This window comes from Pseudogulbenkiania sp. AW2-16, from assembly GCF_056824575.1.
This window is the reverse complement of record NZ_CP157668.1, coordinates 761,495-777,807: the sequence shown is the minus strand read 5'-3', so window position 1 is coordinate 777,807 and position 16,313 is coordinate 761,495. Positions and strand designations below refer to the sequence as shown.

General features: G+C 65.6%; 15 protein-coding genes and 1 pseudogene. 8 read left to right on the top strand and 8 right to left on the bottom strand.

The features are described from left to right. Nucleotides 1-165: 165 nt before the first annotated feature. The 5 genes and pseudogenes from ABKF58_RS03820 to ABKF58_RS03800 form a co-directional block, all read right to left on the bottom strand. Entirely contained in the window at nucleotides 166-546 is a 381-nt protein-coding gene (locus tag ABKF58_RS03820) for a hypothetical protein (RefSeq protein WP_482583405.1), read from the bottom strand. A gap of 459 nt (nucleotides 547-1,005) precedes the next feature. Continuing rightward, nucleotides 1,006-3,297 carry a type I DNA topoisomerase gene (gene topA / locus ABKF58_RS03815; RefSeq protein ID WP_482583404.1) on the bottom strand — a complete coding sequence of 764 codons (2,292 nt, stop codon included), beginning with the start codon at nucleotides 3,295-3,297 and terminating at the stop codon, nucleotides 1,006-1,008. Nucleotides 3,298-3,447: 150 nt separating this feature from the next. Further along, nucleotides 3,448-3,906 carry a Smg family protein gene (locus ABKF58_RS03810; protein ID WP_482583403.1) on the bottom strand — a complete coding sequence of 153 codons (459 nt, stop codon included), beginning with the start codon at nucleotides 3,904-3,906 and terminating at the stop codon, nucleotides 3,448-3,450. A 42-nt stretch (nucleotides 3,907-3,948) separates the two neighbouring features. Further along, a pseudogene (dprA, locus tag ABKF58_RS03805) lies at nucleotides 3,949-5,050 on the bottom strand (DNA-processing protein DprA). Continuing rightward, nucleotides 5,047-6,081 carry a LysM peptidoglycan-binding domain-containing protein gene (locus ABKF58_RS03800; protein WP_482583402.1) on the bottom strand — a complete coding sequence of 345 codons (1,035 nt, stop codon included), beginning with the start codon at nucleotides 6,079-6,081 and terminating at the stop codon, nucleotides 5,047-5,049. Before ABKF58_RS03800 ends, dprA begins: the two are co-directional and overlap by 4 nt. Before the next feature lie 128 nt (nucleotides 6,082-6,209). On the opposite strand from ABKF58_RS03800, the gene def reads away from it, so the two are divergent. The 8 genes from def (at nucleotide 6,210) to ABKF58_RS03760 (ending at nucleotide 14,906) form a co-directional block, all read left to right on the top strand. Next, entirely contained in the window at nucleotides 6,210-6,713 is a 504-nt protein-coding gene (gene def, locus ABKF58_RS03795; RefSeq protein WP_014085713.1) for a peptide deformylase, read from the top strand. A 270-nt stretch (nucleotides 6,714-6,983) separates the two neighbouring features. After that, the gene (fmt, locus tag ABKF58_RS03790) at nucleotides 6,984-7,904 is read left to right on the top strand and encodes a methionyl-tRNA formyltransferase (protein WP_482583401.1); all 921 of its coding nucleotides are present in this window, start codon (nucleotides 6,984-6,986) and stop codon (nucleotides 7,902-7,904) included. A 57-nt stretch (nucleotides 7,905-7,961) separates the two neighbouring features. Next, a complete protein-coding gene (gene htpX, locus ABKF58_RS03785) occupies nucleotides 7,962-8,816 on the top strand; it encodes a zinc metalloprotease HtpX (protein WP_014085715.1) in 855 nt (284 codons plus the stop codon). 82 nt (nucleotides 8,817-8,898) lie between these two features. After that, the gene (gene rsmB / locus ABKF58_RS03780) at nucleotides 8,899-10,149 is read left to right on the top strand and encodes a 16S rRNA (cytosine(967)-C(5))-methyltransferase RsmB (protein ID WP_482583400.1); all 1,251 of its coding nucleotides are present in this window, start codon (nucleotides 8,899-8,901) and stop codon (nucleotides 10,147-10,149) included. Continuing rightward, nucleotides 10,136-10,705, top strand: coding sequence for a DUF4390 domain-containing protein (locus ABKF58_RS03775; protein ID WP_014085716.1), 570 nt, complete (start codon nucleotides 10,136-10,138; stop codon nucleotides 10,703-10,705). Before rsmB ends, ABKF58_RS03775 begins: the two co-directional genes overlap by 14 nt. Next, nucleotides 10,705-12,813 (top strand): sensor histidine kinase, encoded by a 2,109-nt coding sequence (locus ABKF58_RS03770; protein ID WP_008954824.1) that lies wholly within the window; start codon nucleotides 10,705-10,707, stop codon nucleotides 12,811-12,813. Before ABKF58_RS03775 ends, ABKF58_RS03770 begins: the two co-directional genes overlap by 1 nt. After that, entirely contained in the window at nucleotides 12,813-14,084 is a 1,272-nt protein-coding gene (locus ABKF58_RS03765; protein WP_014085718.1) for a sigma-54-dependent transcriptional regulator, read from the top strand. Before ABKF58_RS03770 ends, ABKF58_RS03765 begins: the two co-directional genes overlap by 1 nt. A 51-nt stretch (nucleotides 14,085-14,135) precedes the next feature. Further along, nucleotides 14,136-14,906 carry a HesA/MoeB/ThiF family protein gene (locus ABKF58_RS03760; RefSeq protein ID WP_482583399.1) on the top strand — a complete coding sequence of 257 codons (771 nt, stop codon included), beginning with the start codon at nucleotides 14,136-14,138 and terminating at the stop codon, nucleotides 14,904-14,906. A 48-nt stretch (nucleotides 14,907-14,954) separates the two neighbouring features. On the opposite strand, the gene ABKF58_RS03755 is transcribed toward ABKF58_RS03760, so the two are convergent. The 3 genes from ABKF58_RS03755 to ABKF58_RS03745 are packed head-to-tail and all read right to left on the bottom strand — an operon-like array spanning nucleotide 14,955 to nucleotide 16,302. Beyond that, the gene (locus tag ABKF58_RS03755) at nucleotides 14,955-15,446 is read right to left on the bottom strand and encodes a TlpA disulfide reductase family protein (protein ID WP_041702785.1); all 492 of its coding nucleotides are present in this window, start codon (nucleotides 15,444-15,446) and stop codon (nucleotides 14,955-14,957) included. Next, entirely contained in the window at nucleotides 15,443-15,889 is a 447-nt protein-coding gene (locus ABKF58_RS03750) for an acyl-CoA thioesterase (protein ID WP_008954828.1), read from the bottom strand. The genes ABKF58_RS03755 and ABKF58_RS03750 overlap by 4 nt, the downstream gene beginning before the upstream one ends. Before the next feature lie 38 nt (nucleotides 15,890-15,927). Then, complete coding sequence (locus tag ABKF58_RS03745; protein ID WP_482583398.1) at nucleotides 15,928-16,302, bottom strand: VacJ; 375 nt, start codon at nucleotides 16,300-16,302, stop codon at nucleotides 15,928-15,930. Nucleotides 16,303-16,313: the final 11 nt, after the last annotated feature.

The window sequence follows — 16,313 nt, the reverse complement described above, 5'->3', positions numbered from 1 at the left end:
TCAGTGGGAGAGCGAGCCAAAGCAGGTTGAGTGCCGCCAACGCACAGGAACCGGAATGTACACGGAGTACATGAGGATCATGGCTGAGCGAATCAGAGATTCGCACGCTCAGAGCATTGCCGGCGCTCAAGATGCAAGGGCGCAGCCGCCTAATGGATCAGGCTATCAATCGTCGAGGCGGCGGTACAGGTAGCCCGGCGTCACCCGGATCATGCCCGGGCCTTCCTTGACCTCGCCCTGCTTGCCGACCAGGAGCCAGCGCGAGTCGCGCGCGATCAGGTAGCGGTACACCGGCTGGCCGGCGTAGTAGAACAGCAGCTCGCGGCCACGAAAGGCATCCAGCGGCAGCAGCGGGCGTTCGTGCTGCATCAGGAACATCGCCAGCGCGTGGCTGTCGAGTGCCGCCAGCTGCTCGCGGTCGGCCACCATCATGCCGCAGAACGTGACGAGCAAGGAGACGGCCAGCAGCGGCCAGGTCGCGGAGGCGAAAGCCAGCAAGGTCAGCACGGCGCTGCCGGTGAAGTAGAAGCTGCTGTCGGCTTTCATGATCCGCCCTTTACCTCCAGCCCGCCTTGCAGGCACTGCGGCACAACACCCACCCCGGACAAACCGGGGAACGGGTACCCCGCCCTGTCTGCGCCGTGCCCGAAGCGTCGCCAGCGCCGCCGCAACCGCATTCCAGTGCGGCTTGCGGACATCTGCTCGAGGCGCTGCGGCTGTCAGTTGGAATGCGCGCGGCGTTCTGGCCCAATGGAAACGCCGCCTGGGGGCAGGCGGCGTTTTGCCCCGGAGGGCATTCCGGTCCGTCGCAGGTACCGTACTCGCCAGAACGAATCTGGCAGTGAAATCGGGCTGACTTCGCCCTTGACTCGAAGTATAAGCATTGCGCCGGGAAATGCTGAATAAAAGCCGGTGCCGGGTTATGACGAACGGGCGATATCGCGGGCCGACCGGGAATGAAAAACGCCACCTGGCGGTGGCGTCGGGGGTGAGGGCGGATGTGGCTCAGGCTTCCTTGGCTTCCGGCGGGGCGATCACCTCGCTGTAGCCACACTCCTTCTGCGGGCAGACCTTCTCGGTGCCGCGCCGCTTGGTGGTCTTGATGGTCAGGATCGGCCAGTGGCACTTCGGGCAGGGCTCGGCCACCGGCGGGTTCCAGGTGGCGTACTTGCACTTGGGATAGGTATTGCAGCTGTAGAACAGCTTGCCGTAGCGGCTCTTGCGCTCGATCAGGCTGCCCGTCTTGCATTCCGGGCAGGTCACGCCGGTGTCGCGCGGCTTTTCCAGCGGTTCGATGTGCTTGCACTTGGGGTAGTTGGCACAGCCGATGAACTTGCCGTAGCGGCCCTTCTTGATGTGCAGCGCGCCGCCGCATTCCGGGCAGGTGCGCCCCTCGATCACCGTCGGTTCTTCCGCCGCCGCCGCCGCGCTCTCGGCGGTCTCGCCGATGTCGCGGGTGTAGTCGCACTCGGGGTAGCCGGTGCAGGCGATGAAGCGGCCGCGCTTGCCGAACTTGATCTGCAGCGGCTTGCTGCACTTCGGGCAGGCCTCGTCCAGGCTCTCGGTGGTGACCTCGGCGCGCGACAGGCTTTCCTTCTCGCTCAGCTGCTTGGCCAGCCCCTTCCAGAACGTCTCCATCACCGGCACCCACTCGCGCCGGCCGTTGGCGATCTCGTCGAGCTGGTCTTCCAGCTTGGCGGTGAAGTTGTAGTCGACGTACTGGCCGAAGTGCTCGGTGAGGAACTTGTTGACGATCTCGCCGGTGTCGGTCGGCAGGAAGCGCTTCTTGTCGAGCACCACGTACTCGCGGTCCTTCAGCGTGGAGATGATGCTGGCGTAGGTGGACGGACGGCCGATGCCGAATTCTTCCAGCGCCTTGACCAGACTGGCCTCGGAGAAGCGCGGCGGCGGCTGGGTGAAGTGCTGTTCGCCGTAGAGTTTGTCCACCGGCAGCACGTCGCCCACCTCCAGCGCCGGCAGCTTGGCGTTGTCTTCGTCCTCGGCGTCGTCGACGTCTTCCTCGTACACCGCGAGGAAGCCGGCGAAGGTCTGCACCTGGCCGGTGGCGCGGAACACGCCCTCGCCGACGGTGATGTCGACGCTGGTGGTGTCGAACTTGGCCGGCGCCATCTGGCAGGCCAGGGTGCGCTTCCAGATCATCTCGTAGAGCTTGAACTGGTCGGTGGTCAAGAACGGCTTCATCGCCGCCGGGGTGCGCTCGATCGAGGTCGGGCGGATCGCCTCGTGGGCTTCCTGGGCGTTCTTCGACTTGTTCTTGAAGGTGACCGGGGCCTTGGGCAGGAAGGCCGGTTCGAACTGGCTCTCGATGTAGCCGCGGATTTCGGTCAGGGCCTCGTTCGACAGTACCACGGCGTCGGTACGCATGTAGGTGATCAGACCGACCGTGCCTTGGCCGATGTCGACGCCCTCGTACAGCTGCTGCGCCGTGCGCATGGTGCGGTCGGTGGTCATGCCGAGCTTTCGCACCGCCTCCTGCTGCAGCGTCGAGGTGGTGAACGGCGCGGCCGGGTTGCGGGTTTTCTTCTTCTTGTCGACGTTGCTGACGGTGGCCGGGTGACCGGCGAGCCGCGCCAGCGTGTCGGCCTGGATGGCCTCGCTCGGGATGTCGAACTGGTCGAGCTTGTTGCCGCCGAGCTCGAACAGCTTGGCGCCGAACTTCTGCCGGCCCTTGTGGCTGTCGAGGTGGATCGACCAGTATTCCTGCTCGGTGAAGGCGCGGATCTCGTTCTCGCGCTCGCAGATCAGGCGCAGCGCCGGGCTCTGCACGCGGCCGGCGGACAGCCCGCGGCGGATCTTCTTCCACAGCATCGGCGACAGGTTGAAGCCGACCAGATAGTCGAGCGCGCGGCGCGCCTGCTGCGCGTCGACCAGCTCCTGCGAGATGTCGCGCGGGTTGGCGATGGCGTCGAGCACCGCGTTCTTGGTGATCTCGTGGAACACCACGCGCTGCGCGGTCTTGCCCTTCAGCAGCTTCTTGTTGTTGAGGATCTGCACCAGGTGCCAGGAAATGGCCTCGCCTTCGCGGTCCGGGTCAGTTGCCAGATAGATGTGATCGGCCTCGGCCACCGCCTGGGTGATGGCGTCCACGTGCTTGGCGTTGCGCGGGATCAGCTGGTACTTCATGGCGAAGTTCTTGTCCGGGTCGACCGCGCCGCTTTTCGGCACCAGGTCGCGGACGTGGCCGTAGGAGGCGAGGACTTCGAAGTCCTGACCCAGGTATTTTTTCAGCGTTTTGGCCTTGGACGGCGACTCAACGATCAATAGGCTCGAGGGCATGTTTTGTTCAATCGTGAACCCGGCAGTCCCGGGCTGACATCTTGTGTATCTATCAAATAAAACAAGAGCGCAAGGGGGCGCTCTTGTCGGACGTGTCGTTAAGGCGTCGGAAGGGCGCGATGGTAAGCCTGTCGCAACGCCGTGACAAGCTCATTGCATGGTCGGTTCGCCGTTCACCACGTCGAGCAGCTCTTCGCCGAGCAGGATCGGCAGCTCGGCCTTCTGCACCCACAGCACCAGCAAGGTGACCAGTTTGGCCGAGGCGACGTTGACCTCGTCGTCGGGCATCGCCAGCAGGCGGTCGATCACCATCTCGCGCTGCGCCGGGGAGAGGGCGCCGTGGTGCTCGAGGAACTGCAGCAGGCCGCGCACTTCGGTCGGCAGGCGTTTCTGTTCGCTGTCGCTGTAGACGCGCAGGCCGTAGGACTCGTCCATCGCGGCGAAGGCACCCTCGTTGATGTTGCAGAGGATGTCGAGCCAGTCGAGGGCGTCGTTGATGTCGGTGTCCTCGAAGCCGGCGGCGGCGAGCGTGCGCATCACGCCTTCGCGGTCGTTGCAGGCTTCGGGGTCCTGGTATTCTTCAAACAGATAGGCAAGAACGTCAAACATGGTGCAGAGACTTTTAAGGATGCTGGCAGGGCGCGTCCCGCTTCAGGACAGGCGCTGGAAACGACCGCCCGGCAGGCTTGCCACCCGGCCTTCCAGTTCCAGCTCGAGAAGCATCGCGTAAACCTCCCCCGCCGTCAACTCGAGCCGCGCCGCCAGGCTGTCGACGTCGACCGGATCGTAGCCCAGCTGGACCAGCAGCGGCGTCTCCGCCACCACCGTTGCCGTGCCGTCCGCCACCGCCGTGTTGGTGCTGGCCGCCCCTGGTGCGTCGGGGGCGGGGCGGCCGATTTCGTCCAGCACGTCGTCCACCGTTTCCACCAGCTTGGCGCCGTCCTTGATCAGGCGGTGGCAGCCGCGCGCCTGCGGGTTGTGGATCGAGCCGGGAATCGCCAGCACCTCGCGCCCGACCTCGGCGGCGAGGCGCGCGGTGATCAGCGAGCCGGAGTTGACGTTGGCCTCGACCACCGAGGCAGCCGCGGCTGAGCCCGGCGATGATGCGGTTGCGGCGCGGGAAGTTGTGCGCCAGCGGTGCCGTGCCGAGCGGGAATTCCGACAGGATCAGGCCGCCTTCGGCCAACTGGTGGGCGAGCTGGCGGTGGCTGGCGGGGTAGACCCGGTCGATGCCGGTGCCGATCACCGCGATGGTCGATGCCGCCGTGCCCAGCGCGCCACGGTGGGCGGCGCCGTCGATGCCGCTGGCTAGCCCGCTGACGATGGTGTAGCCGGCCTGCGCCAGGCCGTGCGCGAACTCCTCGGCGGTCTGCCGGCCCTGCGGTGTGGCGTGGCGGCTGCCGACCATGGCCAGCATCGGGCGCGCCAGCAATTCGCGCCGGCCCCGGCCGAACAGCAGCGGCGGGGCGTGGCCGGCCTCGGCCAGCGCGGTGGGGTAGTCGTGATCGGCCAGGGCCAGCAGGAAACAGCCCGGCGCGTCGGCCCAGGCCAGCGCCGCCTCCACGTCGGCTGTCGCCACGCGGCCCGCCAGGGCGCGCGCCGCCTCGTCACCGAGACAACGCTGCAACTGCGAAAGGTTGGCCGAAGCCGCGGCGGCGGCGCTGCCGAAGGTGTCGATCAGGCGCAGCACGCCGACCGGGCCGATGCCCGGGGTCAGCGCCAGCAGCGCCCAGTCGGCGCGCTCGCGGCTCATTCCTCGTCCGGCGTGCGCACCACGTCGCCCACGCCGATCGGCACCGCGCTCTCCATCACCAGGCCGTAGGCGACGCGGTTGAACACGCGGTAGACGAACAGCGAGCCGGCTTTCTCGGTCGGCAGCAGCACCTTGGTCTCGCGGTTGTCCGGCGTCGTGACCTTGACCAGGCTGCCGTTCTTGAGGATGTCGAGCACGTGGCCGGTTTCCAGGCCGTCACGTTGTCCCAGGTTGATCGCCACGTTGTAGTACTGGGCCGCGCCGGCGACGCCGTTGGGGGTGGAGATGATCTTGCCCTGCACCATCTTTTCGGGCGGATGCGGCACGTAGCTGACGAAATAGTCGCGCGGCGCCTTGACCAGGCGGTCGCCGACCAGGATTTCCTCGGCCACCTTGCGCACCCGCAACGACTGTACCTGGTCGCCCATCTTCTCGACCGCCAGATCGCCGCCGTAAGTCACCTCGTAGCCCAGCGTCTCGCCGCTGTCCGGATCGCGCAGCGGCTTGTTGGGGCGGTACGACTGCCAACTGCCGCCCTGGTCGAGCCCCATGGCGTAGGCGCGGTCGCCGCTGCTCATCGCCACGTGTTCGTCGCTGCCGGCGACCAGGCGCGGTGCACGCGAGAAGCTGTCGATATCGACGATCAGCGGGCGCGACAGGAAGGGCTCGATGGCCTTGGCCGGGATGCTCGGCAGGGCGCGGTCCTGGTCCTCGATGCGCACCTGCGGCGACAGCTTCACCTCGCGGCGGTTGCGCTCCAGGCCGAGGCGCGGCTGACCGTTGACCCAGGTCAGCACCAGCACGTCGCCGGGGTAGATCAGGTGCGGGTTCTTCACTTCGTCGCGGTTCATCTGCCACAGGCGGGGCCAGTTCCACGGCTTTTTCAGGTAGCGGCCGGAGATGCCCCACAGCGTGTCGCCTTTGACCACCACGTAGCGCGCCGGGGCGTCAGGGCGCAGCGTCAGCGTGTCGGAAAAGGCCGGTGCCGCAAGGCCCAGAGCCAAGACTAGCGATATAATGCTTTTGCGCATGGAAAATGCCCCAATATTCATGGACGGGCGCGCCATTCCCGGCGCCCTCGAAGTAACGATATCTGCGTCAGACAGGTCTATTATCGACATGCTGATGGCAAAACTACAATCTGGAGTAACGGAATTAGATGGCGCTGCTAACTATTCTGCATTACCCGGACGAGCGTCTGCACAAAGTCGCGCGTCCGGTCGGCGCGGTGGACGAGCGCATCCGCCAACTGATCGACGACATGGCCGAGACCATGTACGAATGCAATGGCATCGGCTTGGCGGCCACCCAGGTCAACGTGCATGAGCGCGTGGTGGTGATCGATGTCAGCGAAGAGAAGTCGGCCCTGACCGCTTTCGTCAACCCGGAAATCGTCGAGCGTCGTGGCGATACCGTGTACGAAGAAGGCTGCCTGTCGGTGCCCGGCATCTACGACAAGGTGCACCGCTCGGAGTGGGTGCGGGTGCGCGCGCTCGACCGCAACGGCGAGCCGTTCGAGATCGAGACCGACGGCCTGTTGGCGATCTGCATCCAGCACGAAATCGACCATCTCGACGGCAAGGTGTTCGTCGACTACCTGTCCCAGCTCAAGCAGAGCCGCATCAAGGCCAAGATGAAGAAGCGCGAGAAGCACACGCTGTAAGAATCTGTCCCGATCTTGCTGCGCGTCCCTGATCGGGGCTCAGGTGCACTGCGTGCGAATCTATCGCCGAGCCAATCGAAGATTGGCACGCAGGGATTCGCTCAGCGATCGGAAATCCTCATGGACTTCATGTCCATTCCGGTTTCTGTGCTGCTCTTCACCCCGCTGAGGGCCGCTCACGACAGATCGTGAACAGATTCCAGGCCCGACCCGCGTTGGCCGAACCCCGGGGACACGCACACCGTGTCCCCTCGTTTTTGCAGGAATGCCATGAAACTGATTTTTGCCGGCACCCCGGAATTCGCCGCCGCCGCCTTGCAGGCCCTGCTCGACGCCGGGCACGACATCCCGCTGGTGCTGACCCAGCCCGACCGCCCCGCCGGGCGCGGCATGAAACTCAAGCCGAGCCCGGTCAAGGCGCTGGCGCTGCAGCACGGTCTGCGCGTCGAGCAGCCCTTGACGCTGAAGACCCCGGAAGCGCAGGCGCTGATCGCCGAGGTCGGCGCCGAGGTGATGGTGGTGGCCGCCTACGGTCTGCTGCTGCCGCAGGCGGTGCTCGAGCTGCCGGCGCAAGGCTGCCTCAACATCCACGCCTCGCTGCTGCCGCGCTGGCGCGGCGCGGCGCCGATCCAGCGCGCGCTGCTGGCGGGCGACAGCGAAACCGGCATCACCATCATGCAGATGGACGTCGGCCTCGATACCGGCGCCATGCTGTCGGTGCATCCGCTGCCGATCGCCGCGGACGAAACCGCCGCCACGCTGCACGACAGGTTGGCCGAAGCCGGCGCTCGCGCCATCGTCGACACCCTGGCGCGGCTCGACGAGATCAACCCGGTGGCGCAGCCGGAAGAAGGCGTGACCTACGCCCAGAAGCTCTCCAAGGCCGAGGCCGAGGTCGACTGGAGCCAGCCGGCGACCGACATCGCCCGTGCCATCCGCGCCTACAACCCGGTGCCCGGCGCCTTCACCCGTCTCGCCGGCGAACCCCTCAAGCTGTGGCTGGCCTCCGCCGAGGAAGGCCGCGGTGAGCCGGGCACGGTCCTGTCGGCCGACGCCGACGGCGTGCGCGTGGCGGCGGGGAGCGGCGTGGTGCGGCTCACCCAGCTGCAGGCTGCCGGCGGCAAGCGCCTGGCGGCACGCGACTTCGTTGCCGGCCGGCCGGATCTGACGGGGACCCGGCTCGGGGCTTGATATTCCAAGCCGGTGAACCATATCTAGGGTGGTGGATAACGCAAGGAGGCTGTGGCCATGACTTTCAACTGGTTCAAGACGACGCTGCTGATGGCCGCCATCGTGGCGCTGTTCGGCGTCATCGGAGCCATGATCGGCGGCAAGAGCGGCATGCTGCTGGCGCTGCTGTTCGGTGGCGCGATGAACGTCTTCGCCTACTGGAACTCGGACAAGATGGTGTTGCGCATGTACAACGCGCAGGAGGTCGATGCCCAGAGCGCCCCCGAGCTGTACGGCATGGTGGCCGAACTGGCGGGCCGCGCCGGGCTGCCGATGCCGCGCGTGTACGTGATCCATGAAGACCAGCCCAACGCCTTCGCCACCGGGCGTGATCCGGAGCACGCGGCGGTAGCGGCCACCACCGGCATCATGCGCATGCTCGACTACCGCGAACTGCGCGGCGTGATGGCGCACGAGCTGGCGCACGTGCGGCACCGCGACACGCTGATCTCGACCATCTCGGCCACCATGGCCGGCGCCATCTCGGCGCTCGCCAACTTCGCCATGTTCTTCGGCGGGCGCGACGAAGAGGGCCGTGCGGTCAACCCGATCGCCGGCATCCTGGTCGCGCTGCTGGCCCCCCTGGCCGCCAGCCTGATCCAGATGGCGATCTCGCGCGCGCGTGAATTCGAAGCCGACCGCGGCGGCGCCGAGATTTCCGGCGAACCGCTGGCGCTCGCCGCGGCGCTGCGCAAGATCGAGTACTACGCCCAGGGGCTGCCGATGCCCGCCGCCGAGGCGCATCCGGAGACCGCGCAGATGATGATCATCAATCCGCTCTCCGGCGGCGGCATGGACTCGCTGTTCCGCACCCACCCGCATACCGAGGAGCGCATCGCACGCCTCAACGAGATGGCGCGCGGCGGCGTCTAGCCGTATCATTCCGCGCAAACCGACCTACCCCGGGCCACAGCCGTGATACGCGGCTGTGGCCGGTTTTTTGGAACTGACCGCAATGCATCGAATCCAGCTCCTGGCCGCCGGCCTGCTCGAAAAAGTCGAAGGGGGCCGTACCCTGACCGAGGCCCTGGCCGACGCCCAGCGCCAGGCGCCCGATCTCACGCCGGCCGAGCGCGGCGCGCTGCAGGACATCGGCTACGGCGTACTGCGCCACCTGGCCGAGTGGCGTCGCGTGCTGCGCCAGCTGCTGCCCAAGCCCTTGCCCGAGCCGCAGCTGGAGCGTGTGCTGATCGTTGCCCTGCATCAGCTGGAATACACCCGTGCCGCTCAGTACGCCGTGGTCAACGAGGCGGTGACGCTGGCCGGACGGCTGGCGCGCGGGCGGTTCAAGGGGCTGGTCAACGCCGTGCTGCGCAACTACCTGCGCCAGCGCGACGAATTCAAGGCCGCCGTGGCGGCCGACGACGAGGCCCGCTACAACCACCCGCGCTGGTGGATCAAGGCCGTGCGGCGCCACTACCCGCAGGACTGGCAAGCCATTCTCGACATGGACAACCAACATCCACCGATGACCCTGCGCGTCAACCGCCGCCATATCGAACCGGCTGCCTACCTGCAGCGCCTGCGTGACGCGGGCATCGAGGCCGAGTGCCTGGGCGAGGAGGCGATCCAACTCGCCCGCCCGGTCGGCGTGCGCGAACTGCCCGGCTTTGCCGACGGCGACGTCTCGGTGCAGGACCAGGGTGCGCAGCAGGCGGCGTACCGGCTCGACCTGCATAACGGTCAGCGCGTGCTCGATGCCTGCGCCGCGCCGGGCGGCAAGACCTGCCACATGCTGGAACTGGCCGACCTCGACGTCACCGCGCTCGATGTCGACGAAACCCGGCTGGAGCGGGTCGCCGACAACCTTGCCCGCCTTCAGCTCTCGGCTCGCCTCGTCGCCGCCGACGCCGGCGATACGGCGAGCTGGTGGGACGGGGTGCCGTTCGATCGTATCCTGGCCGACGTGCCGTGTTCCGCCAGCGGCGTGGTGCGCCGTCATCCCGACATCAAATGGCTGCGCCGCCCTGGCGATTTCGCCGAGCTGGCGCGGCAGCAATCCGCCCTGGTCGATGCGCTCTGGCCGCTGCTCGCCAGCGGCGGCAAAATGCTATACGCTACCTGCTCGATTTTTCCCGAGGAGAACCGCGAACAGCTCGCGGCCTTCCTCGCGCGACATGCGGATGCGGTATGCCTCGACGACCAACAACTGCTCCCCAGCGAGCAACATGACGGCTTCTATTACGCGCTGCTTGCGAAGCGCTAGCCTTCTTATCTGGCTGATCGCCTGTGCCGTCCTGCCGGCATGGGCCGATTCCATTTCGGCCACCCGCTCCGAGGCCGAACTCCTCGATGGCCAGCTCGCCGTCAGCACCCGCTTCGACATCAAGCTCACCCCCGGCCTCAGCGATGCGCTGACCCAGGGGGTAGCGCTGCCGTTCCGTCTGGAATTCGAGCTGACCCGTCCGCGCAGCACAGCCTACCTGCTTAACGTCCGGGAGTGGTTCGAGCCGCATGCCGAGCTGCACTTCAAGATCGCCTACCAGTCGCTGACCAGCCGTTACCGCGTCAGCATCGGCAGTCTGTCGCGCTATTACGCGACGCAGGCCGAGGCCCTGAGCGCGCTCGGCGCGATCCACGGCTGGCGCGTGCTTGAAGCGGGGACGCTGAGCGGCGTGCCGGCCGACAAGGTCAAGGGGCGGGTGCGGCTGATGCTCGACATCGGCCAGCTGCCCAAGCCGTTCCAGCTCAACGCGCTGGGCAGCGCCGACTGGTCGCTGGGCTCGGGCTGGATCGATCTGAATGTGAAGGAAGGCGGCTGATGCGCTACGCCATGATCGCCATGGCCACCTTCGCCGCCATCCTGCTCTACCTCTTGGCGCTCGCTACCGGCAACACCTCCAAGCTGGCCGAGTACTACTGGTGGGTGTTCGGCATCAACGCGCTGCTCTTGGTGGCGCTGCTGGGCGTGGTCGGGCGCCAGCTGGTGCGCCTGCGGCGCCGGGTCAAGGGCCGCGTCTTCGGCGCCAAGCTGACCCAACGCCTGGTGATGATGTTCGCCGTGGTGGCGTTGGTACCCGGCCTGCTGGTGTATACCATCTCGACCCAGTTCCTCTCGCGCAGCATCGAGAGCTGGTTCGATGTGCGCGTGGAGTCGGCGCTGGATCGCGGGCTGGAGCTCGGGCGCAACGCGTTGGGCTACGTGCTGCAGGACGTCGGGCGCAAGGCGCGGGTGGTGCAGGACGATATCGACGCACTGCCGGACAGCGGTCTGCCGGCACGGCTGGAGCGGTTGCGCGAACAGCTTGGCCTCAACGAGGTTGCCATCTTCAACCGTCAGGGGCAGTTGCTGGCGTTCGCCAGCGGCGATCTGGCCGGGCTGCCGCAAACCCCTTCGCGCGAGGCCTTGCGTACGCTGCGGCCGCGCCAGCCGGTGCAGACCATCGAGAACGATCGGCGCAACCAGCTTGCGCTCAAGGTGCTGATGGCCTACCACGACCGGCATGATGAAACCCGCGTGATGCAGGTGATCCAGGCCGCGCCGGAAAGCATCGCCCACGATGCCGAGCTGATCGACACCGCCCGTGCCGACTATCGCCAGCTGCTGCTCTCGCGCGACGGCCTGCGCACCTTCTATACCCTGACCTTGACGCTGGCCTGTCTCTTGGCGCTGACCGCCGCGCTGGCGTTCGCGCTGTGGTTGTCGGAGCGGCTGTCGGCGCCGCTGTCCGAACTTGCGGCGGGGACCCGCGCGGTGGCGCAGGGCGACTTCTCCAAGCGCCACCCGGTGTACCGGCGTGACGAACTGGGCATTCTCACCACCATGTTCAACCGCATGACCCAGCAGCTCGACGAGGCGCGCCAACTGGCCGACGAGAACCGACTCAAGCTGGAGTCGGGCAAGCTCTACCTGGAAAGCATCCTGGTCAACCTGCGTGCCGGGGTGATGGCGTTCGACGACGGCTGGCGCCTGCGTGCCGCCAATACCAGTGCTTCGCGCATCCTCGGCGTGGACTTTGCCGAGTTGGCCGAAGCCCCGTTCCGCGAGTGGACCCGCTTGGTGCCGGCACTGGTGCCGCTGGTCGACAACGTCTGTGAGCATGCCGACAGCGAGCGCCAGCCCGAGTGGCAGACCCAGCTCGATTACACTACCGCGCAAGGGGAGCGTATCCTGCTGGTACGGGGGGCGCGCTTGCCGGAGGGTTCAGGCAGCGGCTACGTGGTGGTGTTCGACGACATCACCGAACTGGCACGGGCGCAGCGCGACGCCGCCTGGGGCGAGGTCGCCAAGCGTCTGGCGCACGAAATCCGCAACCCGCTGACGCCGATCCAGCTCGCCGCCGAGCGCCTGGCGATGAAGCTGGCCGACAAGCTGGAAGGCAGTGATGCCGATCTTCTGCGTCGAGCCACCGACACCATCGTCAAGCAGGTGTCCGCGCTCAAGGGCATGGTCGACGCCTTCCGCGACTACGCCCGCTCGCCGCGCATCAAGCTGGTGGCGCTGGATTTGAACCAGCTGGTACGCGAGGTGATGACGCTGTACGAATCCAATGCCGCTGTTAAGATGACGTTGTCTGAACAACCATTGATGATCATGGGGGATGCCGCCCTGTTGCGCCAAGTGTTGCATAATCTGCTGCAGAATGCGCAGGATGCGGTCCTTGACGTTGACATCCCGATGATTCACATTAGCAGCCGACAAGAAGGAAGAAGCGCGATCGTCTGCGTGCAGGACAACGGGGCCGGCTTCCCAGCCGACATCCTGCCGCGCGCGTTCGAGCCGTATGTGACCAACAAGCCCAAGGGTACAGGCCTTGGGCTGGCAGTGGTGAAGAAAATCATAGAGGAGCACCATGGTCAGATCGCACTGGGAAATGCCGGGCAGCAGGGCGCACGGATACTTCTCACCCTGCCATTGCTGGAGGCCTAATGCGTAGCAGCGACATTTTGATTGTGGATGACGAAATCGGCATCCGCGAACTGCTTTCGGAAATACTGCAGGACGAAGGGTACACCGTCGCCTTGGCCGAGAACGCCGAGGTGGCGCGACAACTGCGCAACCAGACCCGTCCGGCGCTGGTGCTGCTGGACATCTGGATGCCCGATTGCGACGGCGTGACCCTGCTCAAGGAGTGGGCCAAGTCCGGTCAGCTCAACATGCCGGTGGTGATGATGTCCGGCCACGCCAGCATCGATACCGCCGTCGAGGCCACCCGTATCGGCGCCTTCGATTTTCTCGAAAAACCGATCGCCCTGCAGAAACTGCTCACCACCGTGCAGCGGGCCGTCAAGTACGGCGACATGCAGGTCAACACCTCGCTCAACCTCGACAAGCTGGGAAAGAGTGAGCCGATCCAGGAGTTGAAACGTCAGCTCGAGCGGGTGGCCAAGGTCAAGTCGCCGGTGCTCCTGACTGGCGAGCCCGGGTCGGGCTTCGAGCTGGTCGCCCGGTTCTTCCACCAGGGCAATACCCCGTGGGTGACGCCGGCCAAGCCGGAGCAACTCGCCGACGCCCCGCTGGAACTCTTGCAGAAGGCCAACAACGGCGTGCTGTTCCTGCCCGAGATCGGCCAGTACAACCGCCGTATCCAGCAAGGGCTGCTGTTCCTGCTCTCCAAGCTGGACCGCTTCAACGTGCGCCTGTTGTGCTCGTGCAGCCGTCCGTTGCAGGAACTGCTGGTCGACCCGGAGTGCGACAACCGCCTGTTGACCACGCTCTCCAGCGTGATCGTGCCGATTCCGCCGCTCAGGGAGCATGCCGAAGACATCATCTTCATCGCCGAACAGATTCTTACCGAGCTGGTGGAATCCAAGCAGGTGTCGACGCACAAGCTCACCACTGCGGCGCTCAACGCACTGCGCCAGTACGACTGGCCGGGCAATCTCGAGCAGCTCAGGAGCATCATCAAGAGCTTGGCGCTGACGGCAGAATCGGTGGATATCGATGCACCCGAAGTCAACAAGGTGCTGGCGCAATTCCGTCACGAGAAGCCGGCGGCAGAGGAAACCGGCTTCGACTTCAACATGCCGTTGCGCGAATTGCGCGAGCAGCTGGAGCGTCGCTACTTCGAGTACCATATCTCGCTGGAAAACGGCAATATGAGCCGTGTGGCGCAGAAGGTCGGCCTCGAGCGTACCCATCTGTATCGCAAGCTCAAACAGCTCGGTATCAAGTTCGCGCGCAAGACCGCAGAAGAGTAATCCCCGACCGCCGGCGCTCCCGGCGGTTTCCCTGGCAGAATCGACCCCCCCATGACCGAACTGAGTGACCAGGCGCTGTTGCGCTACAGCCGGCATATCCTGTTGCCGGAACTCGATATCGCCGGGCAGCAGGCCCTGCTTGGCGCCCGTGCGCTGATCGTCGGCGCCGGCGGGCTGGGGTCCCCGGTGGCCCTGTATCTGGCCAGTGCCGGGGTGGGGCAGCTCACCATCGCCGACGACGACGTGGTCGAGCTGACCAACTTGCAGCGCCAGATCGTCCATGACATGGCAAGTCTCGGCCGCAACAAGGCGGATTCGGCGGCCCAGCGCATGCTGGCCCTCAATCCCGAGGTGATGGTGCGCGTCATCGGCGAGCGCCTCTCCGGCCAGGCCTTGGCCGACGAGGTGGCGCGCCACGATGTGGTGCTCGATTGCTCCGACAATTTCGCTACCCGCCATGCCGTCAACAGTGCCTGCGTGGAAGCGGGGGTGCCGTTGGTGTCCGGTGCCGCGGTGCGCTTCGACGGCCAGCTTGCCGTGTTCGATACCCGCCAGCCGGCCTCGCCGTGCTACCACTGCCTGTTCCCGGAAGAGGGCGAGGCCAACGACGGTCCGTGCGCGACCTTTGGCGTGCTCGCGCCGTTGGTCGGTGTGATCGGCAGCCTGCAGGCGGTGGAGGCCATCAAGCTACTAGCGGGGATTCCCGTCGCGTTGGGGCGGCTCACCCTGTACGACGCGCTGGAGAGTTCATTCCGCAGCATGAAGGTGCCGCGGGATCCGGCCTGCCCGGTCTGCTCCGGACGAAGCGCCGGTTCCGAATGAAAAAACCCGCCGGGAGGCGGGTTTTTTCATGGACACAGGCCAGGTGGTTCAGGACTGGAGCTGTTTCTCGATCAGCTGACGCACTTCCTTGAAGTCCATCACGCCGACGTAACGCTTGATGATGTGACCCTGCTTGTCGATCAGCATTGTGGTGGGGGCCAGCTGGATTTCACCAAAGGCCTTGGCGATGCTGCCTTGGGGGTCCAGTGCCACGAAGAACGGTAGCTGGTTCTTCTCGACGTAAGTCTTGACGTAGTTGGGGGGGTCGTAGCTCATCGCCACCGCCACGGTTTCAAAGCCGCGCGGCGCATACTGCTGGTACATCTTCTTGATTTCCGGCATTTCTTCGACGCAGCCGGGGCAACTGGTCGCCCAGAAGTTGACCAGAACCACCTTGCCCTTCAGCGAGCTGGTGCTGAGCTGTTGTCCCGTTATCGAGGTGTACTGCACTTCGGGAGCGCGGTCCTTGTTGAACAGCATGGTGTAGGCCAGCAAGCCGGCTACCAGCACCAGTGCCAACGCCATCAAACCTTTTTTCATGCCTTGTCTGTTCCGGTAATAGAAGCGAAAAGCGCTTGTTGGTCTTGCATCGCGGCCAGAAGTTCCTTGAGGTGGCCTTCCAGCGGTACCGCCTTGTCCAGCTTGGCATCGTACACCACGAAGGTGACGTCCGCCTCGGCCACGAGGGTTTCGGTGCCGGCCAGTTTCACCGCCTGATGCATCACCGCGCTGCGGTGGCCAATCGTCTTGACCGAAGTCTCGATGGCCAGCTCTTCGCCCATCGTCGCGGCGCGACGATAGTTGATATTGATGTTGACCACGACCAGCGCCAGTCCCGACTGCAGAAACCACGGCAAATCGCCGCACTCTTCGAAGAAGGTCCAGCGCGCTTCCTCGAGGAACTCGAGGTAGCGCGCGTTGTTGACATGGCTGTACAGGTCGAGATGGTAGCCGCGCACCTTGATGCGGGTGATGTGTTTCATCGCTTTGCCTTTATCGTGGAGCGGCCCGGCGGGGCGCTTCAGGCGTCCTGACCGAGGTCGAAGGGAACGAATTCGGCACGTTCCAGCGGCTTGTCGACGATGTCAGACAACACCGAGTGGATCTCCAGCTGGAACCACTCCTGGAACAGCTCCAGCGTCAGCGGAGTCGGCCACAGCGACTCGTCGTCGCACCAATCGGCCAGCTCGGCCTGGAACAGCTGCTGATACTGCTCCAGCACGGCCTGTTCGGCCGCGTCGTAATCATCGGCGCAGGGAATCAGCAGGGCGTTGCAATCACGGGTCAACGACGCCAGCGTGACGTTGTCGTTCAGCTCGCCCGGTAGTTGCTTGAGCCAGTCGAGAAAGGGAGGGCGCGGCCGGATGATGGCGACGCTGCGGTTGACTTCGTACATGACGATCCTTG